The following is a 23421-nucleotide window of genomic DNA, read 5'->3' as shown; positions in this document are numbered from 1 at the left end:
TTGACGGCACTGTTTGGGGTCGGGTTGATCAGCTACACTTATGTATCGGCAATTTGGGCCTCACGTGGCCGCATTTTCACGGATGTGAATGCTTTGCCGAAAGGAAAAGTCGGTCTGGTTTTTGGCACGACCGATCGGGTCAATGGTCGGGAAAATCCATATTTTCGTTACCGGATCGATGCTGCGGAGAAAGTTTGGAAAGCGGGCAAGCTGGATACTCTGATCGTTTCCGGCGACAACCGGACCCGTTACTACAACGAACCGGAGAAAATGAAGCAGGCATTGATCGCCCGCGGCGTCCCGGCGGATCGGATCGTGTGCGATTACGCGGGTCTGCGCACGCTGGATTCGGTGGTGCGGGCGAAGGAGATTTTCGGCGCCGAGCCGGTGCTATTTCTCAGTCAGAAATTTCACAACGAGCGGGCGATCTATTTGGCTCAGGCCAATGGCATCGAGGCCTACGGATTCAATGCCCGTGATGTGAGTGCGAAATTTGGATTGAGAACGCAGTTGAGGGAAGTCGCCGCGCGGGTGCAGATGTGGCTGGACGTGCATTTTCTCAACACCCGACCCCAGCACATGGGGGAGAAAATCAAGTTGCCGGACTGAGTTAGCGGTTCTCGATCAGGCTGCTGAAGTTGGATCGGTGCGAAGAATTTCGATTCCACGCCGGACATACGCCACGGTGGACCACACGGTGAAGACCGCGGCCACCAGGCAGGGATAAATGGGCGAAAAAGGCACGACCTTCAGCATGACCCAGCCAATGGCGAACATCTGCGTCACGGTGCAGACTTTGCCGCTCCAGTGAGGTGCGATTTTTACCCGGCTGCGGAGAAAATAAAGAATGGTGATGCCGCCCAGGATCACACAGTCGCGGAGGATGAGGAGCATCGGAAACCAGATGGGCAGGCGCCAGCCATCCGGCCCCCAATCGACCAGACTGAGGGTGATGACGGCGGTGAGAAGCAGCGATTTATCCGCGATGGGATCGATGAAAGCGCCGAATTTCGATTTTTGGTTAAACCGGCGCGCAATCCAGCCATCGAGGCCATCGCTTGCAGAGGCCGTGACGAAAACGGCCAGCGCTGCCCAACGGGTCGATTCAGAGGCATTTCCAGCATCGACGCTGTGACCATACCTGACCGCAAGGTAGCCGAAAACGGGCACCAAAAGCAGTCGCAGCAGGGTGATTTTACTGGCAAGCGTCACACCCTGAATGAAGCAGAGCCGATGCGCCTGCGAAACTCGAAACTTCACGCTGAGGTTGCGTCGCGCCGGGAATTGGTGAAACTCGCGGCATGAAACCCAAGGTCGGCACATTGGCTCCAGATTTCACCGCGCCGGTCGCGGTGGTCGCGGGTGGTGAGGCGGAATCCGTCACCCTGTCAGATTTGAAAGGGGAGAAGGTGGTTTTGGTGTTTTACCCGCGCGACAACACGCCTGGTTGCACCATGCAGGCCTGCGCTTTGCGAGACGGCTGGGACGCCATTGCGAACAAGGCCAGGATTTATGGCATCAGTGGAGACTCCGTCCAAAGCCACCAAAAATTCATCGGGAAACGCTCGTTGCCCTATCCGTTGATTGCGGATGAAAGCGGCGAGATCGTTCGGAATTATGGGGTGTGGGTTGAGAAATCCATGCTCGGCAAGAAATTCATGGGGATTGAGCGCTCCACGTTCATCATTGATGAAGAGGGAAAGATCGCCACCATTTTGGAAAAAGTATCTCCGGCGAAGCACTATGATTTGCTGCTCCAGGCACTAGGTTGAATTGACCCCATGACTTCGAAATCCTCCCCCAAACCTGACGGACACGTGGCTGCCGCGTCTCTTGTCATTGGTAGCCTCGCGATGTTGCTGACCGGTGGTTTCGCGCTGCTGCATTTGCTTGAGCGGCTGGATCTGATGCTGGTGGCGAAACTTTCATCAGGAATCCACCTATCGTTTTCGAACCTGCTTCCCGCATGGCAGGTTTGGGGTTTCACCTTGATCGTCTCGTACGGTATCGCGGCTTCGATCCTCGCGATCCGTGGGAATTGGCGGCGCTGGATTTTCTGGCTGGTTGCGTTGGGGTTGATCATTTTCTGGGTGCCGGTGCTGATTTTGGCTTCCTATGAACCAAAAATCGCCGCGCCATTCATCGCCGGTCTCTGGTCCGGAATCTGCGCGATGGTCTATGTCGGTAAACACCGGATGCCCGGAGAGGATTGATTTATGGCACGTGTGGATTTTCCTGAACCGGTCAAGGCGTTGATCGCCGAGCTTAAGCGGCTGCCTGGAATCGGCCCGCGTAGCGCGGAGCGCATGGCCGTGTGGTTTCTGCAAAGCCCGAAGGCGGAGCCTGCCGCACTTTCCCAGGCCTTGCTGCATGCAAAAGAATCCATCGTGGCGTGCCCGATTTGTGGATTCTTCGCGACGAAAAGTTTTTGCTCGGTCTGTGATGATTTGAAGCGGGATGACCAGATGATCTGCGTTGTCGAGCAGGCGACAGATGTGTTGCCCCTGGAGCGTTCCGGTTCATTTAATGGTCGTTATCATTGTTTAGGCGGTAAACTTTCACCGCTTGATCGGGTATCACCTGAGGATCTAAATATCTCACAACTATTGCAGCGTATTGATGCTCATCGTTCCGAAGTGGAGATAATACTTGCCCTGGGATCTGATGTGGAAGGGGAGGCGACTGCTAATTATTTGGCCGACATGCTTCGTGGCAAGAACTGCCGAATTACCCGGATTGCTCAAGGGCTACCTGCGGGTGGAGGACTGGAACACGCTGATGAACTGACACTCATGCGAGCCTTGCAGGGACGTCGGAGTTTTTAACTCATAAAATAATAGCCTATCCTATGTAGGGGTTTTGCTTACATAACTCGTTGGCCGATAGTCAAATCGGTGGTATTTTTCAAATGATTGAATGAGCTAAATCGATAATTCAACGCTTCTGTAACTAAATGCGAGGCTGTTTTGAAGTTGACTATACCACATCTTGATTCAGTATGGGTTTCTCCGTTCCCCCCTCCCTTTATTATGCGTTGCGTCCAATGCGGTTCTATTAAAGACAGGGTTCTCGATTCGCGAGCGTCGAAGGATGGAACCTCGATCCGCCGTCGCCGCGAGTGCCTGAACTGCTCCTACCGCTACACCACTTACGAACAAATCGAAAGAACTGAACTCCGCGTCATCAAGCGTGATGGCGTCCGGGAAGCCCTGAACCGGGAAAAGCTCATGAGCGGGCTGATCAAGGCCTGCGAAAAAAGGCCTGTTTCCATGGATCGGCTTGACCGCGCCGTTGAGGAAATCCTTACTGACCTGCACAAGGATCATCTCAGCGAGGTTCCCTCGGCGATCATCGGTGGTAAAGTGATGGATAAGCTACATCAGATTGACCCGGTAGCCTACGTTCGTTATGTATCCGTGTATCGTCAGTTCGAAGACGTGAACGAGTTCATCGCCGAAATTCAGTCGCTTTCGAATCACGCTGCGCGTGATCCGTTCCAGCGGCGCCTTTTCAAGGATTGACGTTAACCCAAAGTCCCTTTCGTCCCACTGTTTCACTCAAACCCCCAACCAGCCTCACCCAGAACGACCCCTCCCATTCTCCGTGATCTCCTTCATTGGCAATCGCCCTGCGTTACAAATCGGCCGCTATCAAGTGATTGATTATGGCACCGCATGGTTGGACGACTCGCTTCGGCGCGCTGCGAGTGCGGCGAACCATCCGGATTTTCCATTCATTGTGGAAATCCGCAGTGGAGTGGTGGAATACCTTGAGACGAAGTGCCCGCTTCGTTTGCTCCAAATCGAGGATCTCTTCGACAAGGTGCGGAAAATGTTGGTGAAGATTGGTTGCGAGCGGATTGCGGAAGAGCTCAGGCCGCTGGCTCCCCCTGTAACGGTCTCCTTGGTCAGAGCTGCGATCGAAGCAGGTTCCGGTTACGAACTCGCGTTCTTCGAAGTTCTCCGTGCGGAGTTGGAGGATTTGAGAAGTGCCGGTGCGGAGGAAATCCGTTTCAGCGGGCTGCGCGAGTCAGTCATGGTTCTCCGCTGCACCGGCAAATGGGATAAACGGTGCGAAACCGTTTCCCGGGAAATCGAGGAATTCCTGAAGTCCTGGGAAAAGGTTCCGGCTTGAAGGTTCTGATTTTTCAGAAACTCATTTTAACGCCTGCGACGACGCCGCGACCGCCCAAAGGTGCGCTGTCCTTGAGGAAGGAAGTGTGCTCACGGGCTTCTTCATTGGTCAGGTTGACGCCTTTGATGTAAAAGTCGGTCGTGGTGTATTTGCTGTTGAGCGTGTAGGTCAGCGCCGCGTTGAACATGACGTAGCTGTCGGTTGGCAGTTCGTTATCAGCGGTTTCATTTTGCCGTGCGGAGAAGATGCTTTCGACTCGTGCGCCAAACGGGCCGGTTTTGTAGTCGAGCGCCGCGCTGGCGTGGAAAGGTGAAATCCGGGGCAGTGGATCGCCGGTTTTGGTATCGTTCGCCTGCACGTAATCCGCCTTGAGTTCCAGATTCAGCTGATCGAGATCGGTCGTGTCAGTTGTCGCCGGCTGCAGCAAATGGAAGGTCGTTTCTAGCTCCCCGCCGAAGAACTCAGCCCCGGTAGAACGGTAAGCATATTCGGGTAATCCGTCTTCGATGTTACCGGTTGGGAATTGGCCGATGAACCGGTTGAAGTGGGTGTAAAATGCGGTAACGCCGCCGGTCACCCGTCCTGTGACCTTGCGCAGCGAAAGGTCAAATCCCAGCGCTTCTTCCGGTGAAAGGGAATCATCCCCGACTTCATAAGCGCCGGTTGCGACGTGCGGGCCATCGGCATAGAGCTCTTGATAGGTCGGCGCGCGCTCGGTCCAAGAGGAAGAAAGGGCCACCACGTAGTCATCGTTCGGGGTGTAAACCACTCCGAGTGATCCGCTGAAATTGTCGAAGCTGCGATCTCGTGCAGGACCAAAGTCCGAGTCTTGATCGGCATCCGCAGAAACGTTGTCGTAGCGCAGGCCACCTTCCAGACGGAAGTCGTTGTTGAGCTGCATTTCTTCGAAAGCAAACAGCGAATTGGTGCGGGTCAGCACACGGGGCAGGAATTTTTCATCGCCGACTGCTTCGAAATCGCTGCGTTGCGATTGAGCTCCGAAGGTTCCTTGCAAGGGGCCCCACTGGTCGTGCGAAAGCTCAATGCGGCCGTCATAACCTTCGTTGCTGAAGGTGGTGCCAGGCTCGCCATCCTCGTATTCGGTGTGCTCGTAATCGGATGTGGCAAAGCGGTATTTCAGCTCCTTGATGCCCTTGAATGGATCATACAGCGCCCCTTGGAAATCCCAACGGCGCTGGCGGAGATCGATGCTTACGTCTTTTTCCGCCGGGGAGCCGTAATCTGCGTCGAACCCGGAATAGGCGAGGCCGAAATAGCCACCATCCCATACATAAGAGCCGCCGCCAGAGAAGCCTTCGGTGTTCGAATAGCTGTTTCCGAGCTCATCCTTCTCCTCCGATTCACCGGCTGGCAGTGGATCGATGTCACGCAGTCGCTTGGAGCGTGCGTAGCCCGGGATGCTGAGGTTATCGACTTCCCGTTTGTATCCTTCGAGGTGCCAAGCGAAACCCTTGTAGCCGCCTTCGAGTTGGAAATCGCCGCCGATGCCATCGTCTGCCGAACTGTAGCGGCTGCTCAGACTGCCCCGGATCGGTTCGTCGATGCGTTCGCTAGGAATCCGACCGTCGACGACGTTCACCACTCCGCCAATGGCGTTAGGTCCGAACAGCACCGTTGCGGGGCCGCGGACGACCTCGATTTTAGAGACACTTACCGGATCAAAGCTGACGGCGTGGTCAACGCTGGTGGCGGAAGCATCAATCGTGTTCAGCCCGTTTTGAAGAATTCGGATCCGGTCGCCATCCATGCCGCGAATTACCGGACGGCTTGCGCCAGGTCCGAAGTAAGTCGACCGGACCCCAGGCTCTTTCGAAAGCGTTTCACCCAGAGTGGGTTGTAAAGTGAGCTGGAGTTCCTTGCCTTCGACGACTGTCGCGGGTTGGGCCAATTCTTGAAGGGTCGCGCTCAACCGACTTGCGGAAACGGTAAGCGCTTCCAGTTCAACATCTTGGCCGCTTGCTAGTCCGGCTATCAACAAGCTGCCGCCGGTCACCATGGATACTGTTTTGATCTGTAAGGTCATGGCGAGATCTCAATAAATTGCAGATGGAAGTCAATTGTTAATGCAATAAGATTGCCTTTTAAGGGGTGGTGGTCAGATTGGCAAAGCAGCCGAAGCTCGGGTTGGATTTCCGATCGAAGAACTCCTGAATCATCGATCACTGCGTTGTTTCCCGGGCTTGACCCTGATCGCGGTTTGCCCACGCTGCTGCGGCTCATGATTTCCATCCAGTCACTGCGCGTCGAATACGGCGCCCGCGTTCTTTTCAACGACCTTTCGTTCTCCGTTCAACCACGGGAACGGATCGCTTTCGCTGGCCATAACGGTGCCGGCAAATCGACGTTGATGAAATGCGTGGCAGGCATCATCAAGCCAAGTGCCGGACAAATCAGCGCGCCGAAAGGGACCCGCGTTGGCTATTTGCCGCAGGAGGGAATTCACGTGAAGGGCATCACCCTGTGGAATGAGACCGAGTCGGCTTTCAGCGAAGCGGTGGCGATGCGGGAAAAGATCGAGCGACTGTCGGCAGAACTGGAAAAGCTCGATCCACGTTCGTCGCCCTACGGCGATTTGCTGGAGGAAATCGGCGATCTCGAAATCCGTTTGGACACGATGGACCCGGCGCGGATGAAGCCGAAAATCGAATCCGTGCTGAAAGGATTGGGCTTTCAGACCAAGGATTTCACACGTGACTGTTCGGAGTTTTCCGGTGGCTGGCAGATGCGGATCGCGATGGCGAAGCTGTTTTTGCAGGAGCCGGAAGTGCTGCTGCTCGACGAGCCGACGAACCACCTCGACATCGAAACCCAGCTCTGGGTCGAGCAGTATTTGGTCAACTATCCTGGCGCGATTCTGCTTATTTCCCACGATCGCGGATTGCTCGATACCTTGTGCACTCGCACGATTGCCTTCGCTCATGGCCGGGCGGAGGAGTATGCCGGGAATTTTTCTTACTTCGAAAGAGAGTCGGTGCTGCGGAAAGAAATCCGGCTGAAACAATACACAGCCCAGCAACGGGAAATCGCCGATATTCAGCGCTTTATCGACCGCTTCCGTGCTTCGGCGAACAAGGCGACTCTGGTGCAATCGCGGATCAAGCAGCTGGCGAAAATCGAACGCATTCCTGCGCCTGAGCAGGACGATGCGGTGATGAATTTCAAATTCCCGCCGCCACCGAATTCAGGTCACATGGTGGCAAAACTGGAGGGCGTTTCGAAAGCCTACGGGCCGTTGCAAATTTTCAGCGGCTATGATTTCGAAATCAACAAGGGCGAGAAGTTCGCCATCGTCGGCCCGAACGGCGCTGGTAAATCGACGTTTTGTCGGTTGATCACCGCCCAGGAAGAACCGGACACGGGCAGCCACGCGTTCGGCCATAAAGTCGCGACTTCGTTCTTCTCGCAGAACCACGCGGACGAGCTCGATCCAGAGAAAACGATTCTCGAAACCGTCGAGGCGGCGGCCTCCCGGGAGTCCGCTCCACACGCGCGGAATTTGCTCGGCTGTTTCCTGTTCCGTGGGGACGATGTTTTCAAAAAAATCGGCGTGCTTTCCGGTGGGGAACGATCCCGCGTTGCCTTGGTTTGCATGCTGTTGCGGCCAGCGAATTTCCTGATTCTCGACGAGCCGACGAACCACCTCGACATGCAATCGCAGGATGTGCTGCAGCGCGCCCTGATCGATTATCCGGGCAGTGTGCTCATCGTTTCGCACAACCGGAATTTCCTCGATCCATTGGTGACCAAGACCTTGGAGTTCAGGCCCAGTCACATGCCGCGCGTGTTTCACGGCAACATTTCCTACTACCTCGACAAGATCGCTGAAGAGAAAAGCGCGCCCAAGAGCACCACAAAACCTGCCTCGTTGCCGGTTGCGGAGACGGCGAAGCCAAAGGCGGCACCGGGCGTGAGCCGCAAGGAGCAGCGGCGCATCGAGGCGGAAGCGCGCGAGCTCAAATCGAAGGTTCTCAAGCCTCTTGAGACCGAACTTGAGGCACTTGAAGTCAAGATTGCGGAATTCGAGTCAGCCCAGGCCACCTTGAGCGCGAATCTTTCGTCAGTCGAAGTTTCCAGCGATCCCGACAAGCTTCGTGAAACTTCCAATGCCGTGTCGAAAGTGGCGAAAGCGCTTGAGACCGCCTACTCGCGTTGGGGTGAAATTTCCGATGAAATCGAGAAAGTGAGAGAGAAGCTGGGCGATCAGGCTTAGGCAAATGCAAGCCGGTTTGACAGGTTCTGTCATTTCTGGGAACAGTTCTCTGACAGGCGGAATTTTCGCCGAATGATTCATTTTGCCCATGCTCCCAGCTCTCACAGGTCAATCGCCCGACGCTCTTTCAACCTGGCTCAAGGAGGAGGGGGAACCGGCATTTCGCTCGAACCAGATTCTGGATTGGACGTGGAAGAAGAAGGTCGGATCGATCGATGCGATGACCAACTTGCCTGCGACTTTGCGCGGAAAGCTGAGCAACGCATTTCGATTCGACTCCTTGGAACACACGCACACCCAGGGTAGCGAGGATACGACGCGGAAGTTTTTGTTCAGATTGCACGATGGGCGCTACATCGAGTCCGTGCTGATCCCGGCGAATCCGGCGCTGTATGGTGAAAAATCCGATCGCCGGACGCTGTGCGTTTCATCCCAGGTTGGCTGTGCGTATGGCTGCAAATTTTGTGCCTCGGGATTGGCTGGTTTTACCCGGAATCTGGATGCCTCTGAAATCGCCGGTCAGGTGCTGGCCGCCGAGCAGCTTTCCGGCCAACGGGTCGATAACCTGGTCTTCATGGGCATGGGCGAGCCGCTCTCGAATCTCGATAACCTGCTGGATGCGATCGCTTTGATCACAGGGCCGGAGACACTACATCTGGGGGCTCGGCACCTAACCATTTCCACTTCCGGCTTGGTGCCGCAGATCAAGCGCCTGGCAGATCACCCCCAGCAAATCCGACTGGCCATTTCATTGCATGGCGCAACCGATGAGGTCCGTGGTCAAATCATGCCGGTGAACAAAAAATGGCCGGTTGCCGAATTGTTCGAGGCGCTTGAGTACTGGAACTCTCGTAAGAACCAGAAGATCACCCTGGAATACATCTTGATCGACGGCGTGAATGATTCTCTGGAGCAGGCAACCATCCTTGCCCGTCACGCACGGAAACTCCGCGCCAAGGTGAATCTCATCCCCTACAACACGGTGGAAGGATTGGACTGGAAGCGTCCGCCGATCCCACGCTGCAGGGCATTCCAGGATGTGCTGAAAAATGCCGGTGTTTCCGCGACTCTTCGATTGGAAAAGGGGCACGACATTGATGCGGCTTGCGGCCAGTTGAGGCTTAAGCAAGAGACCGAGGAAGGCATTATCAAAGCACCGGTGAAACGCAAATGACCGAGGATCCATACGCCGTGGCTCCATCGATATTGGAGTCGGAGCCGGAAACCGCTCCCCAGTCTCGCGGCTGGACGGTGCATGGAAAACGACTGCTCGTCTCTGCTGGCGCGGTGTTACCGATGGTCGACCCGTTTTCCGGAGAAACACCGGAGCGGATGACCTTGTTTTTGCTCAGAGTTCAGAAGCGCCCGCGTGGATTGAGGCATCTTTTGATCGCTGGATTGGTCGCTCTGGTGGTGGCGCTTTTGGAGCTACTGCCTGAAGATTACAATCGAATGGTTTGGCTCTTTGGAGTGTTGTCGATTGTGGCCCAGATCATCATTGGTAGCTTTTACAAGTCGATCATGATGCGGGTCTTTGTATCTGAATCGACACTGATACGGATGCGTGTCGCTCGGATTTTGAACCTGACATTTGTCCTCGCGCTCATTGCATTGATGGGCACGAATGCCAGCGGGAAACTGCGTTTACTTCCCGTCGATTACCAGCACTGGCTGCTCCCACTGGTATTCATGATCCGCTTGGTGGCGGTCTTGTTGATGCGTGAGATCCTCTTCGCCGGCAGAACCGCTGGTGGTTTGATGAGAATCACCGGCGTTCATCCCAAGGCTTTGTTAGAGATGGAAAAACTGCTGCCAGACGAACGGAAAATGCCACCGCAGAAACACGATTGAGGCATGGTCGGTTAAGGATCGAGCTTTACGCCCGCATCGGTCATTTGCACGGATTGCAGCAGTCCGTTTTTACCATATTCGATGCGATCGATTGCAATCTCGCGCCTGCCTTGAAATGGGCCATCGCCAGTGCGGTTGTTCCAGCGGTGATAGGCGATCAGCCATCCTCCCTGACCGTCTGGGAAAATGGAGTGGTGGCCGGGGCCCTTATGATGTTCGTCGCTCTTCAGAAGCACGCCTTGATATTTCCACGGTCCCTTGGGGGTCTTTCCGGTGGAGTAATGCACGCTGTAGCTCGCATCACGGTAATTTCCGTGACTGTAGGTGAGATGATACAGCCCATCATGGTAATCGATGAACACCCCTTCTGTGAAGTATTCCGGATTTTGAGTTCTGATCTCCCGCTTCACGCTCACCAGATCGGAGTTTAGCTCAAAAATTTTCATCACCGACGCGGCGCTTCCTCCGGCGTAGAGGAAGAATTTTCCGCTTTTAGGATCTTTGAAAACCATGGGGTCAATGGCTTCAAAGTCTTTACCCCCAGTGATCAATGCCTTGCCGGAATCTTTGAAGGGGCCTTTCGGGCTGCGGCCGACGGCAACGCCAATCCGTGAAGGATGGGCAGGATCCTGGGGGCCGACCGAGTAGTAAAAATAGAACCGTTTTCCATCTTCGAAAATGCAGGGTGCCCACGGGCCGTGGCTCGATCTGCCGTCTTCGGCAATCCATGGAATGTCCTTAAAATCAAGGATCGGTCCATGTTCTTTCCAGCGGGTCAGGTCGCGTGACTCGAACGCGAGGAAGTTTTCTCCGCCCTTGCCGCGCGTGGCATACAGCCAGAATTTTCCATCGATGAGAGCGACATCCGGGTCGGCTCCGGGCATGATCGGATTGCCGGTTTCGGCGAGGCCCAAGGCGGACAAACAAAGCGAAAGAACGAGAATACGGAGGGTCATCGGCATCAGTTACGGAGCGGTTCCAAAAAAAAGTTCACCGTTTTTGTGCACGCTATCAATCAATTGCTGCTGATCCTGCAAATCACCGAAAAGTCGTGAAAATTCGTTCGTTTTGGCCCGGTAGAATCCCTATACTACCAAGCCATGAACCCAGCAACCTCACGTCGTAATTTCCTCGCCGCCGCCGGAGCCACCGCTGCCGTCGTCGGGTTTCCAAGTGTTCTTCGCGGCCAAGACGCCACGGATCATAAAACTCTGAAAATCGGTTTGGTCGGCGCGGGCGGGCGCGGAACGGGTGCCGCATCTCAGGCGCTCAGCGCGGATCCCAACGTGAAACTTTGGGCGATCGGCGATATTTTTGAAACCCAGATCACTCGCAGTCTGGAGTCGCTGCAGCCGCTTGCGGAAAAAATCGATGTCCCGGAAGGTCGTCGATTTGTCGGCATGGATGCTTATCAAAAGGTTCTCGATAGCGGGGTGGACGTGATCCTGCTCACCACACCGCCGGCATTCCGCCCACAGCACCTGCGCGCTGCAGTGGAAGCCGGGAAACACGTTTTCACCGAGAAGCCAATGGCGGTCGATATCGACGGCATCAAGTCGGTGCTTGAGTCCACCCGCATCGCCAAGCAGAAGGGCACCACGCTGCAACACGGCTTCTGCTGGCGTTTCTCGCCGAACACACGCGAAGGCTACGCCAAGGTTCTGTCGGGCGAGCTGGGAAGCGTGGTTTCGATTTACGGCACTTACATGTCCAGCGTGCCAAAGCCATCGACCTCGATCGATCAACGCGATCCAAAGTGGGCAGATGTGGAATGGCAGCTGCGCAACTGGATGGGCCACGAATGGCTCTCCGGTGGACCGCTCCTCGAACAAGCAATTCACACCGTGGACAAAGTTTCATGGGCGATGGGTGACATCGCGCCGATCGCTGCCCGCGCCGGTGGTGGCCGCGCACAACGCAAGGACGATGGCAACGTTTGGGATCACTACGAAGTGGTTTACGAATACCCGGGCAATGTGTTCTGCACCGTGGGTCAGCGCCAGTTCCCGGACACTTTCAACGAAGTGATGGATCGCGTATTCTGCGAAAAAGGCACGATGGAAGCGCCTTCCCGCGTTCTCACCAAAGATCGCGCAGGCAAGATCACCTGGGCCTATCGCAAGGAAGTCGAAAACATGTATCAGGTTTGCCACAACGAGTGGTTTGCTGCGATCCGCGCCGGCAAGGAACTCAACAGCGGCGAATACATGGCGAACAGCACCATGCTGGCGATCCTTGGTCGCGAGGCGGCTCACACCGGCCAACGCATCACTTGGGATGAGCTCTGGAAAAAAGATCAAGACCTTGCTCCGGACACACTCAGCATGGGTGACTCGCATCCGGTCGATCCAGTTCCGACACCTGGAACCTACAAGTTGGGCTAATCGGTTCCCATTTCCGTCACTCCATGAAATTGCCTCTTTTCCTCGCGGCAAGCGCTGTCGCTTGCGCAGCCGATCTTCCGAACCCTCAGCTTCTGCCCACGACCCGGGCGATCCATGAGAAAATCGCCGCGCAGGCCGATCCTGCAGCGGCAGACATGAAAACTTACACCGAGAAAGCACCTCTCGCCAGCGATGCTGCCTACGAGATGATTGCGATTCCCGGTGGTGAGTTTGTCATGGGTTCGCCGGACTCCGAGCCCGGTCACAAACCGGACGAAGGCCCGCAACACAAGGTAAAGGTCGATCCATTCTGGATGGGGAAACTGGAGATGACCTGGGATCTCTACCGGCCATTCATGGAAAACGGCAAAAGCCGGAACAAGGACGGCACGCTCAACCGGGATTCTGACATCTACAGCTCGGAAGCCCCGGAAATCAAAGAAGGAGAAACGCTTGATGATACCATCACCCAGCCAACTCCTCCTTACATGCCGATGCACTTCGAAATGGGCCAGGGCTATTCGAAGGAATACCCCGCGGTCGGCATGACCCAACATGCGGCGAGTAAATTCTGTGAATGGCTCAGCGCTCAGACCGGGCATTTCTATCGTCTGCCCACCGAGGCGGAGTGGGAATACGCGTGCCGCGCCGGAACCACCACGACTTACAGCTTCGGTGACGATGTTTCGAAGTTGGGCGACTACGCCTGGTTTGCTGAGAATTCAGAGTTCCAGTATCAAAAAGTCGGCACCAAAAAGCCCAACGCCTGGGGCTTGTATGACATGCTCGGCAATGTGTCCGAACTGGTCCTGGACCAGTACGAGGCTGATGCATACGCAAAAATGAAAGATGGTGCCGCCAATCCATGGATTCCTGCGGCCAATCGTTATCCGACGAGCGTTCGCGGGGGAAACTGGGATGCGGATCCGGAGATGCTGCGTTGCGCGGCGCGCCTCGGCACATCGGCGAAACTGAAGGCTCGCGATCCGCAGTTGCCGAAGTCGATCTGGTTTTTCACGGATGCACCATGGCTCGGGTTCCGGATTGTCCGTCCGTTGAAAACTCCGGATGTTGAAGAAATGCACCGCTACTGGAACATGGGTCCAGGGCCGACTGAGTGAACATGATGACCCGACGTCAGGCCATCGCATGGATCTCCGCGGCGGCATTGGCTCCCCGAGTGAGCGCTCGTGACGCATCGCCCGTCATGGAGCGCGCGCTGATGGGGACGCGGTTTGCCATTGAATGCGATCATCCGGATCAGGAACTGGTGAAAACCGCCTGCACCGCGGCGTTTGCTGCGGCGGACCAGATTAACGAAGTCGCGTCGGACTACATTGCGGATAGTGAGCTGTTGTCGTTGCAGAAACATCCTGCGGGCACGCCGGTGAAAGTTTCGGCCGAGCTTTTTCCGTTGCTGAAGCAGGCGCTGGAATTCGCACAAAAAACCGATGGTTTGTTCGACCCGACCTTAGGCCCACTGACGAAGCTGTGGCGCGAGTCAAGGCGTCGACTAACACTGCCCAGCCCTGAGATTTTGGAAGCGGCCCGTTCGGTGAGTGGCTGGAAATATCTGACACTGGACGAGGATAAATCGACGGCGACTTTCGCTAAATCCGGCATGCGGCTTGATCTCGGTGGGATCGCCAAAGGACAGGCGGCGGATGCGATGCTGGCTGTTTTGCAGAAGTACGGTATTTCTCGTATTTCGATCACTTGCGGTGGTGACGTGCGGCTCGGAGATCCGCCGGAGCAGCGCAAAGGCTGGCGCGTCGGCGTCCGGACTTTTGATAAAACGAGCGACTCAAGGACTTTGATTTTATCGAATGACGCAGTTTCGACTTCTGGTGATCTGCAACAGGCGATCGAGATTGATGGCGTTCGCTATGCGCATATTATCGATCCCATGACGGGACTTGGAATCACCAAGAAAGCTGCGGCCACGGTCATTGCCCCATGTGCGGCGATGAGTGATGCGCTGGCAACCGCGTGCTGCATCGCTACCCCGGAGCGTGCGCGTGAACTGGTCCGCACTGTTGGAGCCACTGAACTTTTTCTACCATGAATCCCCGCACTGCCATTGCCATCGCCGCCCATCCGGATGACATCGAATTCCAGATGGCCGGCACCCTGTTGATGTTGAAGAACATCGGTTGGGAAATCCATTACTTCAATTTAGCAACTGGAAACGGCGGCAGCATTTCCCATGGCCCGGATGAAACGGCGGCCATGCGTCGCGAAGAATCGATCCAAGCAGCTGCGATTCTGGGAGCGCACTGGCACCCACCGATCGCGAATGATCTGGAAATTTTTTACAATGATGAGCTGCTACGGAAAGTTGCTGCCGTGGTGCGTGAAGTGCGGCCATCCATTGTTCTCACCCATCCGCTCCAGGATTACATGGAGGACCACATGATCACCGCGCGCCTCGCGGTCACGGCGACCTTTGCTCACGGAATTCAAAATTACCGGACTGATCCGCCGCGCGATGCCTACCCGGACGATGTGACGGTCTATCACTGCACCCCCCATGGCGGGCGCGATCCATTGAGAAAAAAAGTGCTGCCTGGAGCCTGGACCAACACCACGACGGTGCATCAAACCGCCTTGTCCGCGCTGGCAGCACATCGCAGTCAAAAGGAGTGGCTGGATGCGACCCAGGGGATGAGCAGTTATCTGAACTCCATGGAGGAAAAGGCCCGTGGCATGGGAGTGCAGTCGGGGCGCTTTGAATACGCGGAAGGTTGGTGGCGCCATCTCCACACCGGTTTTTCTGCAACGGATCAGGATCCGCTTGCCGAAGTGTTAGGTGACGATCATTACATCAATCCAGCCTTTGAGGCATCGCTGGAACTTTGAATCATTAGCTTATGAAAACTTACAACGTCGGCATCATCGGTTACGGCTGGGTCGCCACTGCTCACATCCCCGCCATCAATGCCTGCAAGCAAGCGCAAGTCACCGCAATTTGTTCATCCCGCTCGTTAGATCCAGCTGAGCTCTCGGCAACTCACGGCGGCAGCGTCAAGGCATACACGGATTTGGATGCGATGCTGGCAGATCCGGAGATCGATGCGGTCTCGATTTGCAGTTATTCAAATCTCCATGCAGAGCAGGCAATTCAGGCGGCAAAGGCTGGCAAGCATTTGATCATTGAGAAGCCGCTGGCATTGAACTGGGAGGATTGCCAACGCATCGCCGCAGCGGTGGAGGAAGCGGGTGTGAAGGTATGCGTCTGTTTCGAGTGCCGGTTCTCCAGCCAATTCGTCGCCACCAAAGCCGTGATTGATCAAGGTCTGTTAGGTGATGTTCACTACGGCGAGGTCGATTATTATCACGGCATTGGCCCTTGGTATGGCCAATTTGAATGGAATGTAAAACTCGATGGCGGCCGTAGCGCGTTGCTCACTGCAGGCTGTCATGCGCTGGACGCCTTACTGCTTTGCATGGGCAGTGAGGTGAAATCGGTTTCCAGTTATTCAACCCGATCGAACAGTGGCATTTTCGAGCCGTATGAATATGATACGACCAGTGTGACCATTGTGACGTTCGCGAATGGCAAAGTCGGCAAATGCGCGGCAGTGGTGGATTGCCTGCAGCCCTATTATTTCCACACTCATCTCTGTGGAAGTGAGGGAAGCTTGTTAGATAACAAATTTCACTCAATGAAACTGCATACCGACAAGTCGGCTTGGAGTCAGCTCTCCATGACGATGTTGGATTCGGGCGATGTTTCGGATCATCCTTACCAGAATCAATTCCAGGCGTTCTTCGACGCGATTGATGCCGGAGAAGAAATGCCGCTGACCAATCTTGCCGCAGCGATGGAAACCCACCGGGTGATTTTTGCTGCAGATGAATCCGCGCGGACCGGGATGCCGGTGTCGCTGTGATGCACCGCAGCAGGCGATCCGGTGGTTCTAACGGATCGCCTGCTGTGGATGTGGTTTGTCAGAGTTTGATTTTCTGATGCCGGACCGGAAAGCCAAGTTCTTCCAGTGGCTTGGCGATGGATTTGAATCCATTGGAACTGGTTGAGCTTAGAAACTTGGTGCGCTCGCCATCGATCACGATGTTGAACTCATAGTAGTGCTCGCCATTCGAAAAGTGTTCCGAAGAAAACCAAACCCGGTAACGCCCGTTTTCGATGGTCACACCAGTTCTCGGTAATTCGAGAGTTCCGGTGTCGTGATGATAGCGCAGTAGATCGCCTTTCTTGATTTGAGAACGGCCATGGGCGAGTATCATGCATGGTACGCCAATCCCGGTTGCCACCGGGATTAGTATTCCGAATTTCAATGCCTCCTCGTTTTTGCTATGTCCTTTCAGTTGTGCCAGCCCGATTGCGAAAGCAACGCACAGGATGAAAAGTAAACCGGACATATAAATGCCTGTTCGCTGATCGAACCGAAAGATGCTAGTTTGGCTGATCGGGTCGTAAACCTTCTTCCACGAGCCAAGGTTATGATAAGAGGTATGCAATTGCTTCATGACGCATCTGCTAACTCTTGATCTACGAAGAACGTAGTTGCCGGGTGTTGCTGCAGGAATGATGCCGGAAGTTGATCCGTTACAGGCCCGGTCGTAGCTGCATCCACCACAGCTGCCTTGGCTGCTCCGAAGGCGAGGAGTGCGATTCTGCGAGCGCTGAGAATGGTCCCGCAACCCATCGTGATGGCGCCGGTCGGAACTTGTTCGATACCGCCGAAATCCTTGGCCGCATCTTCGCGGGTGATGGGATCTAACAAGACGTGGCGCGTTTTTGAATCGATCGCCGATCCGGGTTCGTTGAAACCGATGTGTCCGGTGCGGCCAATTCCGAGCACTTGGTAATCGATGCCGCCGGCATTCATGATGGCAGCCTCGTATGCTGCGCAATGATTGTTGATTTCCTGCTCGGCCACGGTGCCGGAGGGAAGATGAACGTTGGCTGGATCGATGTCGATGTGGTCGAACAAATGGCGCCACATGAAGTTCCAGTAGCTTTGTGGATGTTCGCGGTCCAGCCCGCAATATTCATCCAGGTTGAAGGTGGTGACATGGGCAAATGAAAGCCCTTCTTCACGATGCAGGCGGATTAGTTCGGCGTACAGTTTGAGCGGGGTGCCGCCGGTTGCCAGTCCTAGAACCGGCTTGGGTTTGCCACGAATGAGGGTGGCGATTTCCTGCGCAACTGCCTGAGATGCGGCTTCTGAAGTTTGAAAGGTCTTACGGGGAATGGGGTGGGTCATGATTGATAGAACGGCTCTGATCCGGCTCTACAGAAAACCGGAGCCAGCGAGTCGTGCTAGGCAAAAGTTCAGGGAATTTATCCGCCCATTCGGCAATGATAACTCCACCCGCGTCCAGATACTCATCCCAGCCGAGAGCAATGAGCTCCTCCGCGCTTTCGAGACGATAGAAGTCGAAATGAAACAAGGGGAGCCGCGCCCCATCGTATTCGTGAACCAAGGAAAATGTGGGACTTGTCACCACGGCCGGAGATCCCAAGCCAGCGGCAAATCCTTTGGTCCAATGAGTTTTGCCAGCACCGAGATCGCCTACGAGGGCAAAGATTGATCCCGGTGTTGCGTTTTCGGCAGCGTTGCGGCCGATTTCCACCATGGCCTCGGATGTGGCAGCTCTCTCGACCACGGTGGTATTTGTAGAAAATTACTGGATCAGTGTTCTGTTAGCGCTGTGGCTTCTGGTCCAGATGCTTGGAGAGGTATTCCCGTGGTGTCATGAGATCCGTGTGGCCATCCAGAAATAGAATCGGGATTTTACCAGTTACCGAAATTTCCTCCCATTTAGGATTACTGACGTTATCCTCTGTGATCACATAGGCCCAGTGCCAGAATGGGGCGATGATCGGTGTCTGCGTTTCGTCAGAGATGGTGTTGAGATTGACTTGGGTGTAAACCGCATCTTCCAAGGTGAGATCTTCATCCCGACTTTTGGCGATGTTCTGGGCGATGGCGGCATTCATGCCATAGCCGACGTTTTTGTGGGTGATTTTGCTTTTTGTGACCAATGGATTGACCAGCAGGCTGTCATTTTGCTTCCACCATTTATCATCCATCAGCTTGTCCAAGGAATCCCCGGAAATCTCTTGTTGGAGGATCATGTGCCAGTAGATTTCCTGATCATTGTCACTCATGTAAACTGGAGCTGGCAGTTTGTTCGAATGATCTGCGGCGTAGGAATGCAGGATGGTATTGAGCTGCCGCATGTTGGCAACCGAGCCGGATTGACGCCCTTTTTTGAGAATTTTTGGACCGATAATAGCGCTCATCGTGCCCAGCACGGCGATGATCACAATCACCACGAGTAGTTCAACGAGGGTGAATCCGTTTTTTTGAGTTTTGGCCATACGTTTAGCCAAGAGCTAGGATTGGAGGAAAGCCCGGGTCAAACAAAAAGTCGGCGCGGATCTTCGGCTATGGCCTGCCTAAAGCTTGGTGTTCCTGAGCCGCAACGCGTTCCCAATCACGGAGACCGAACTTAAGCTCATGGCGACCCCTGCGATGACCGGACTCAACACCCAGCCGAACACCGGATAGAGAATCCCTGCCGCCAGGGGAATGCCCAGTGCGTTGTAAAAAAAGGCGAAGAACAGGTTTTGTCGGATGTTCTTCATCGTGGCCCGACTCAGCTGGATCGCTTGGGCGATGCTGCGTAAATCCCCCTTCACCAGAGTGACATCGGCACTTTCCATCGCCACGTCGGTGCCTGTGCCCATGGCAATGCCAACGTCTGCGGCGCTTAGCCCGGGCGCGTCATTGATGCCATCGCCTGCCATCGCAACGAGATGGCCATCGGCCTGCAATTGCCTGACATGATCTGCTTTGCCAGCCGGTTCCACGCCCGCTTTGACAGAATCCAGGCCCAGTTGCTTGGCCACCGCGCCCGCCGTGTCTGGATGATCCCCGGTTACCATGGTGATGCTCAGCCCCAGCCGATGAAGCATTGCAATGGCATCCGCACTCGTCGATTTGATCGGATCCGCCACGGCTAGAATCCCAGCGGCTTTGCCGTCGATCGCAACGAACATGGCGGTTTTTGCCTCCTTTTGCAGCGAGCTTGCTTTGGCAACCCATGGCTCCAGTGAGGCAATGTTTTCGTTGCGCAGGAAATCATGCTTTCCAATGAGGATATCGCGACCACTGACGGTCCCTGCAACTCCGCCGGCGGTGATGGAGCGGAATCGATCCACGGGGCTGAGTTGCAAACCGCGATCCTTGGCTCCTGCTACGATCGCCGAACCGAGCGGGTGTTCGCTAGGTTGTTCCAGTGATGCCGCAAGACGCAGAAATTCCGCTTCATCCATGCCCTCTGCAGGTAAAACTTCCACAAGTCGTGGTCTGCCTTCGGTAAGCGTGCCGGTCTTATCCACTACCAAGGTGCGAACCTTCTCCAGGCGCTCCAGTGCTGAAGCGTTTTTCACCAACACCCCGGCTTGGGCACCTCTTCCCACGCCAACCATGATCGACATAGGGGTTGCCAAACCCAGAGCACAGGGGCAGGCGATGATCAACACCGCCACTGCATTGACGATGGCATAGGCCAGCTTCGGCTCCGGCCCCATCAGCAGCCAAAGAAGGAACGTCAGCGCTGAAATGATCAAAACCGCCGGGACAAAGATCCCGGATACCCGGTCAGCCAGACCTTGAATTGGAGCCCGGCTGCGCTGGGCTTCCGCAACCATGTTCACAATTTGTCCGAGCAATGTATCACTGCCGATCCGCTCAGCCCGCATGGTGAAGCTGCCAGTCCCGTTCACGGTGCCTGCAGTGACATGATCGCCCTGTCCTTTCTCAACCGGGACAGGCTCGCCTGTGATCATGGATTCCTCGACCCGTGAACTGCCACTGGTCACGACGCCATCGACTGGGATTTTTGCTCCGGGGACCACGCGCAATTCGTCGCCCACTGCGATTTCATCCACAGAAACTTCCCGATCGCCGTCTGCCGTGACTTTCCGCGCTGTGGGTGGCGCGAGATCTAACAACGCCTTGATGGCGCTGCCGGTTTTGCTGCGCGCCCGTGTTTCCAAAACCTGGCCAAACAACACCAGGACCACGATGACGGCCGATGCCTCAAAATAAATCGGCAGCATCCCCCGCGTCCGCATGGAGGCAGGGAACAGTCCCGGGGCCAGCATCGCTGCCGCACTGAAAATATACGCCGCCCCCACGCCGATGGCGATCAGTGTAAACATATTGAGATGTCCGCTCCGCAGTGAGCGCCATCCCCGGCGGAAAAATGGGAGGCCAGCCCAGAATACGACTGGAGTGGCCAGCACGAATTGAAGCCAACGCGAAACCTGGCCTGCTGCGACTTGGTGCAATGATTCGCTTGGAATCAAATGAGCCATCGCCAAAAGGAAAACAGGCAACGCCAACCCTGCAGCGATCCAGAGCATCCGGGTCAGGCTTTTCAATTCATCATCTTCCTCATCATCGGCAGCGCCTCCTGCCATTGGCTCCAGCGCCATGCCGCATTTCGGGCAATCGCCTGGATGATCCTGCTGGACCTCCGGATGCATCGGGCAGGTGAAAATCGTTTTTGCAACCGGCTTCCAGGAAGGGTTCCGCTCCAGCGCCATTCCACATTTCCGACAATCTCCTGGTTGATCCGATTCCATCCCGGGGCACATCGGGCAAAAATACTTCGCATCCTTGTTCGCCTTCACCGGACCATGCGCCGAGTGCTCTCCGCTGCAACAGCATGACTTCTTCTCAGGCATCTTCGGTTTGCAACATTCACTCATGATCGCTCTTTTCAGTTCGGGTTCAGCTGAAATGGCATTAAGGCGAATTCGAGTGCCTAGCAACCATTGGATCTTCCGAGCAGCGTCTCAATGATCCATTTTTTCCGAAATGCAGAATATTATCTAAGATCCGGCGATGCTGACTTCTGTGAATTTTTCATGAAGCCATGTTTTAAGACTGACAGGAAATGCATCCTTGGGTTGTCTGGTGGCAATCAGTCAATTCCAACCGGTCTTTGCTCCATGGTGCGCGAATCGACCAATGGCGGCAGCGTAGCCAGTCAAGTGATTGATCAAATCAATACCGTAGCGGATCAGGGGAGGGGGAAGAGAAGGCACTTCGATCTTGCGTCTCCAAATCTGCGCTTTGCCGATGATTGAGCCCATCGTTCAGGCGCTGATGCGTAAATCAACCCGTTGGCACACCAAAGTTCTACCACGTCCCTATCGCATCCAAAGGGCTGCGCACGCCACGGTCATTCCCTATTTCCGCCGCATGAGTATAGATCTCCGTCGTTTTCACATTCGCGTGTCCCAAAAGATCCTGCAGGGTTCGAATATCGGTTCCGCTTTTCAATAAGTCCGTCGCGAAACTGTGGCGCAGCGCATGACTCGTGACCCGCTTTCCTATACCAGCAGCCTCAGCCGCAGTTCGTAACGCCGCCGAATAGGCTTTAGCGCAGACATGATGTCGCCGCTTCACCCCGCTTTGAGGATCCAGTGATAAATGATCAGCCGGGAACAACCACATCCAGATCAACTTTTCACCCGCGCGAGGCATTTTGCGTGAAAGCGCATCTGGTAGCCAGACGCCTGGCACCTCATCCTCTCGATCCTTTTCCCAAATCGCCTTCGCTCGTTGCATCTCTTCCGCCATGCAGCTTTTGAGGGAATTGGGTAAAATCGTGCAACGATCCTTATCCCCCTTGCCAGCACGCACCGTCACCACGCCACGTTCCACATCCACGTCTTTATAGCGCAGCCGTACCAACTCCATCAGGCGCAATCCTGCACCGTATTGCAATAGCGCGAGAGGCTTATAACGCGGCTCAACCTTAGCAATCAATCGTATCAATTCATTACGGCTCAATACCACCGGTTCCCGCCGGGTTGTTTTTCTTAATTTTACTTGGAGGTCCACCTCTCCCCGCCCGCAAACATCGCGATAAAAGAATACCATGGCATTCAATGCCTGCTTTTGAGTGGCGAACGCCACCTTCTTTTCTCGGACAAGAAAAGTGAGCCACTCGCGTGCAACTTCCGGCTCCATGACCCGTTGTTCGGATTTTGCAAACTCACCGAACCTGGCCATCCAGCCTGCATAAGTCTGCCTGGTTCTTGGTGATAGGCCGCGTCTTGCCCCTACACGATATACCGCAACCTTCATGCGTTCTGGAATGGATGCGGTGGGTTTTCCGTGTTCCTTACCGCGCTCAAGCCAAGCCAGAAACCAACGAAATGCTTCCTCCCATTGGCGTAATTGCCATGCCGGGCGCCGGTGTTGCTTCCCACTTTTAATAGCAAAAATGCGCCACCATTGAACTGCTGCATCCCTTCCTGCAGGTAAATCCATTTTCATTCGCCAATTCTCAAACCAGCCTAAAACAAACCCATAAGCCTCAATCTCATTCCGTCCCAAATCCCGCGAACATGACAAATCCTCCCGCCAATTTTCAAATTTTGCATCTCGAAGGAATGTATTCATCTGAACAGAGATCGTCTGATGGTTGCATCCGGTCAATTTAGAAAATTATAATACGGGATGATGAGTTTTATGATGTTCCAAAAAATCAATGTGGATAAAAACTGCGAACCAATTGCTTCGGAGTTCTGAGATGTATTCTCATCCAAAAAATATGGTTTTTTTCATGAATTGGAAAACTCCTTGAGAACGAGTAAGATCCTGGCAGGGTGGATGAAATGATTCGCACCCACCGCAATTTTGCGATCGACTCGCTCGGAACCAATTATACTGTTCGCTGAGGAATTCACTCTGTAGAACTCCTCGGTGATGGATTCAAGCAAGCATGAATGAATCAAGAATTCCGGTTGCTTCGTGGTGAATGATG

The 23421-nt window shown here is 54.8% G+C and carries 25 protein-coding genes; 15 read left to right on the top strand and 10 right to left on the bottom strand.

Annotated features, from left to right (window positions below):
• On the top strand, positions 1–609 hold the full coding sequence (locus JIN85_RS10640; RefSeq protein WP_234047363.1) for a SanA/YdcF family protein: 609 nt from the start codon (positions 1–3) through the stop codon (positions 607–609).
• Positions 610–624: 15 nt separating this feature from the next.
• Here JIN85_RS10640 and pgsA read toward each other — a convergent pair whose 3' ends face one another.
• Entirely contained in the window at positions 625–1260 is a 636-nt protein-coding gene (gene pgsA / locus JIN85_RS10635) for a CDP-diacylglycerol--glycerol-3-phosphate 3-phosphatidyltransferase (RefSeq protein WP_200270447.1), read from the bottom strand.
• Between the two features lie 41 nt (positions 1261–1301).
• Here pgsA and JIN85_RS10630 point away from each other — a divergent pair, with 41 nt between their 5' ends.
• The 5 genes from JIN85_RS10630 (at position 1302) to JIN85_RS10610 (ending at position 4134) form a co-directional block, all read left to right on the top strand.
• Complete coding sequence (locus tag JIN85_RS10630; protein WP_200270444.1) at positions 1302–1772, top strand: peroxiredoxin; 471 nt, start codon at positions 1302–1304, stop codon at positions 1770–1772.
• A gap of 9 nt (positions 1773–1781) precedes the next feature.
• Positions 1782–2213 (top strand): hypothetical protein, encoded by a 432-nt coding sequence (locus tag JIN85_RS10625; protein WP_200270442.1) that lies wholly within the window; start codon positions 1782–1784, stop codon positions 2211–2213.
• Between the two features lie 3 nt (positions 2214–2216).
• Positions 2217–2825 carry a recombination mediator RecR gene (gene recR / locus JIN85_RS10620; protein ID WP_200270440.1) on the top strand — a complete coding sequence of 203 codons (609 nt, stop codon included), beginning with the start codon at positions 2217–2219 and terminating at the stop codon, positions 2823–2825.
• A gap of 204 nt (positions 2826–3029) precedes the next feature.
• Positions 3030–3521 carry a transcriptional regulator NrdR gene (gene nrdR, locus JIN85_RS10615; RefSeq protein WP_200270438.1) on the top strand — a complete coding sequence of 164 codons (492 nt, stop codon included), beginning with the start codon at positions 3030–3032 and terminating at the stop codon, positions 3519–3521.
• 82 nt (positions 3522–3603) lie between these two features.
• Positions 3604–4134, top strand: a complete 531-nt coding sequence (locus tag JIN85_RS10610; protein ID WP_200270436.1) for a hypothetical protein — start codon at positions 3604–3606, stop codon at positions 4132–4134.
• A gap of 13 nt (positions 4135–4147) precedes the next feature.
• Here JIN85_RS10610 and JIN85_RS10605 read toward each other — a convergent pair whose 3' ends face one another.
• Complete coding sequence (locus tag JIN85_RS10605; protein WP_200270434.1) at positions 4148–6178, bottom strand: TonB-dependent receptor; 2031 nt, start codon at positions 6176–6178, stop codon at positions 4148–4150.
• A gap of 195 nt (positions 6179–6373) precedes the next feature.
• Between JIN85_RS10605 and JIN85_RS10600 the strand changes: the two genes are divergently transcribed.
• The 3 genes from JIN85_RS10600 (at position 6374) to JIN85_RS10590 (ending at position 10216) form a co-directional block, all read left to right on the top strand.
• The gene (locus tag JIN85_RS10600; protein ID WP_200270432.1) at positions 6374–8365 is read left to right on the top strand and encodes an ABC-F family ATP-binding cassette domain-containing protein; all 1992 of its coding nucleotides are present in this window, start codon (positions 6374–6376) and stop codon (positions 8363–8365) included.
• A gap of 88 nt (positions 8366–8453) precedes the next feature.
• Entirely contained in the window at positions 8454–9539 is a 1086-nt protein-coding gene (gene rlmN / locus JIN85_RS10595) for a dual-specificity RNA methyltransferase RlmN (protein WP_200270429.1), read from the top strand.
• Positions 9536–10216 (top strand): hypothetical protein, encoded by a 681-nt coding sequence (locus tag JIN85_RS10590; protein ID WP_200270427.1) that lies wholly within the window; start codon positions 9536–9538, stop codon positions 10214–10216. Before rlmN ends, JIN85_RS10590 begins: the two co-directional genes overlap by 4 nt.
• Positions 10217–10227: 11 nt before the next feature.
• Here the strand turns inward: JIN85_RS10590 and JIN85_RS10585 are convergent, their stop codons facing one another.
• Positions 10228–11172 carry a family 43 glycosylhydrolase gene (locus JIN85_RS10585; protein WP_200270425.1) on the bottom strand — a complete coding sequence of 315 codons (945 nt, stop codon included), beginning with the start codon at positions 11170–11172 and terminating at the stop codon, positions 10228–10230.
• Between the two features lie 144 nt (positions 11173–11316).
• Here JIN85_RS10585 and JIN85_RS10580 point away from each other — a divergent pair, with 144 nt between their 5' ends.
• From JIN85_RS10580 to JIN85_RS10560, 5 genes are read left to right on the top strand one after another with little or no spacing between them, the layout of a single operon-like run.
• Positions 11317–12600 (top strand): Gfo/Idh/MocA family protein, encoded by a 1284-nt coding sequence (locus JIN85_RS10580; RefSeq protein WP_200270423.1) that lies wholly within the window; start codon positions 11317–11319, stop codon positions 12598–12600.
• 23 nt (positions 12601–12623) lie between these two features.
• A complete protein-coding gene (locus JIN85_RS10575; RefSeq protein ID WP_200270421.1) occupies positions 12624–13721 on the top strand; it encodes a formylglycine-generating enzyme family protein in 1098 nt (365 codons plus the stop codon).
• A gap of 2 nt (positions 13722–13723) precedes the next feature.
• Entirely contained in the window at positions 13724–14665 is a 942-nt protein-coding gene (locus JIN85_RS10570) for an FAD:protein FMN transferase (RefSeq protein ID WP_200270419.1), read from the top strand.
• Positions 14662–15459, top strand: coding sequence for a PIG-L deacetylase family protein (locus JIN85_RS10565; protein WP_200270416.1), 798 nt, complete (start codon positions 14662–14664; stop codon positions 15457–15459). Before JIN85_RS10570 ends, JIN85_RS10565 begins: the two co-directional genes overlap by 4 nt.
• An 11-nt stretch (positions 15460–15470) precedes the next feature.
• Positions 15471–16493, top strand: coding sequence for a Gfo/Idh/MocA family protein (locus tag JIN85_RS10560; RefSeq protein ID WP_200270414.1), 1023 nt, complete (start codon positions 15471–15473; stop codon positions 16491–16493).
• A gap of 58 nt (positions 16494–16551) precedes the next feature.
• Here the strand turns inward: JIN85_RS10560 and JIN85_RS10555 are convergent, their stop codons facing one another.
• From JIN85_RS10555 to JIN85_RS10535, 5 genes are all read right to left on the bottom strand, one after another.
• Positions 16552–16848: a hypothetical protein gene (locus JIN85_RS10555; RefSeq protein WP_200270412.1), complete on the bottom strand. Its 297-nt coding sequence runs from the start codon at positions 16846–16848 to the stop codon at positions 16552–16554.
• A gap of 239 nt (positions 16849–17087) precedes the next feature.
• Positions 17088–17831, bottom strand: a complete 744-nt coding sequence (nagB, locus tag JIN85_RS10550) for a glucosamine-6-phosphate deaminase (RefSeq protein WP_200270410.1) — start codon at positions 17829–17831, stop codon at positions 17088–17090.
• Positions 17809–18234 (bottom strand): tRNA (adenosine(37)-N6)-threonylcarbamoyltransferase complex ATPase subunit type 1 TsaE, encoded by a 426-nt coding sequence (gene tsaE / locus JIN85_RS10545; RefSeq protein WP_325109039.1) that lies wholly within the window; start codon positions 18232–18234, stop codon positions 17809–17811. Before tsaE ends, nagB begins: the two co-directional genes overlap by 23 nt.
• Positions 18235–18271: 37 nt before the next feature.
• Positions 18272–18952 carry a type II secretion system protein gene (locus tag JIN85_RS10540; protein ID WP_200270408.1) on the bottom strand — a complete coding sequence of 227 codons (681 nt, stop codon included), beginning with the start codon at positions 18950–18952 and terminating at the stop codon, positions 18272–18274.
• 78 nt (positions 18953–19030) lie between these two features.
• Positions 19031–21328, bottom strand: a complete 2298-nt coding sequence (locus JIN85_RS10535) for a copper-transporting P-type ATPase (RefSeq protein WP_234047361.1) — start codon at positions 21326–21328, stop codon at positions 19031–19033.
• A gap of 114 nt (positions 21329–21442) precedes the next feature.
• Between JIN85_RS10535 and JIN85_RS10530 the strand changes: the two genes are divergently transcribed.
• Positions 21443–21733, top strand: coding sequence for a hypothetical protein (locus tag JIN85_RS10530; protein WP_200270406.1), 291 nt, complete (start codon positions 21443–21445; stop codon positions 21731–21733).
• 52 nt (positions 21734–21785) lie between these two features.
• On the opposite strand, the gene JIN85_RS10525 is transcribed toward JIN85_RS10530, so the two are convergent.
• Entirely contained in the window at positions 21786–22931 is a 1146-nt protein-coding gene (locus JIN85_RS10525) for an integron integrase (protein ID WP_200270404.1), read from the bottom strand.
• 287 nt (positions 22932–23218) lie between these two features.
• On the bottom strand, positions 23219–23421 hold a 203-nt coding region (locus JIN85_RS21370; RefSeq protein WP_234047360.1), incomplete at its 5' end, for a hypothetical protein.

It is taken from the genome of Luteolibacter pohnpeiensis, from assembly GCF_016595435.1.
Taxonomy (GTDB): Bacteria; Verrucomicrobiota; Verrucomicrobiia; order Verrucomicrobiales; family Akkermansiaceae; genus Luteolibacter; species Luteolibacter pohnpeiensis.
Note: the sequence above shows the minus strand (reverse complement) of the source record. Positions and strands in the feature narration are given on the sequence as shown.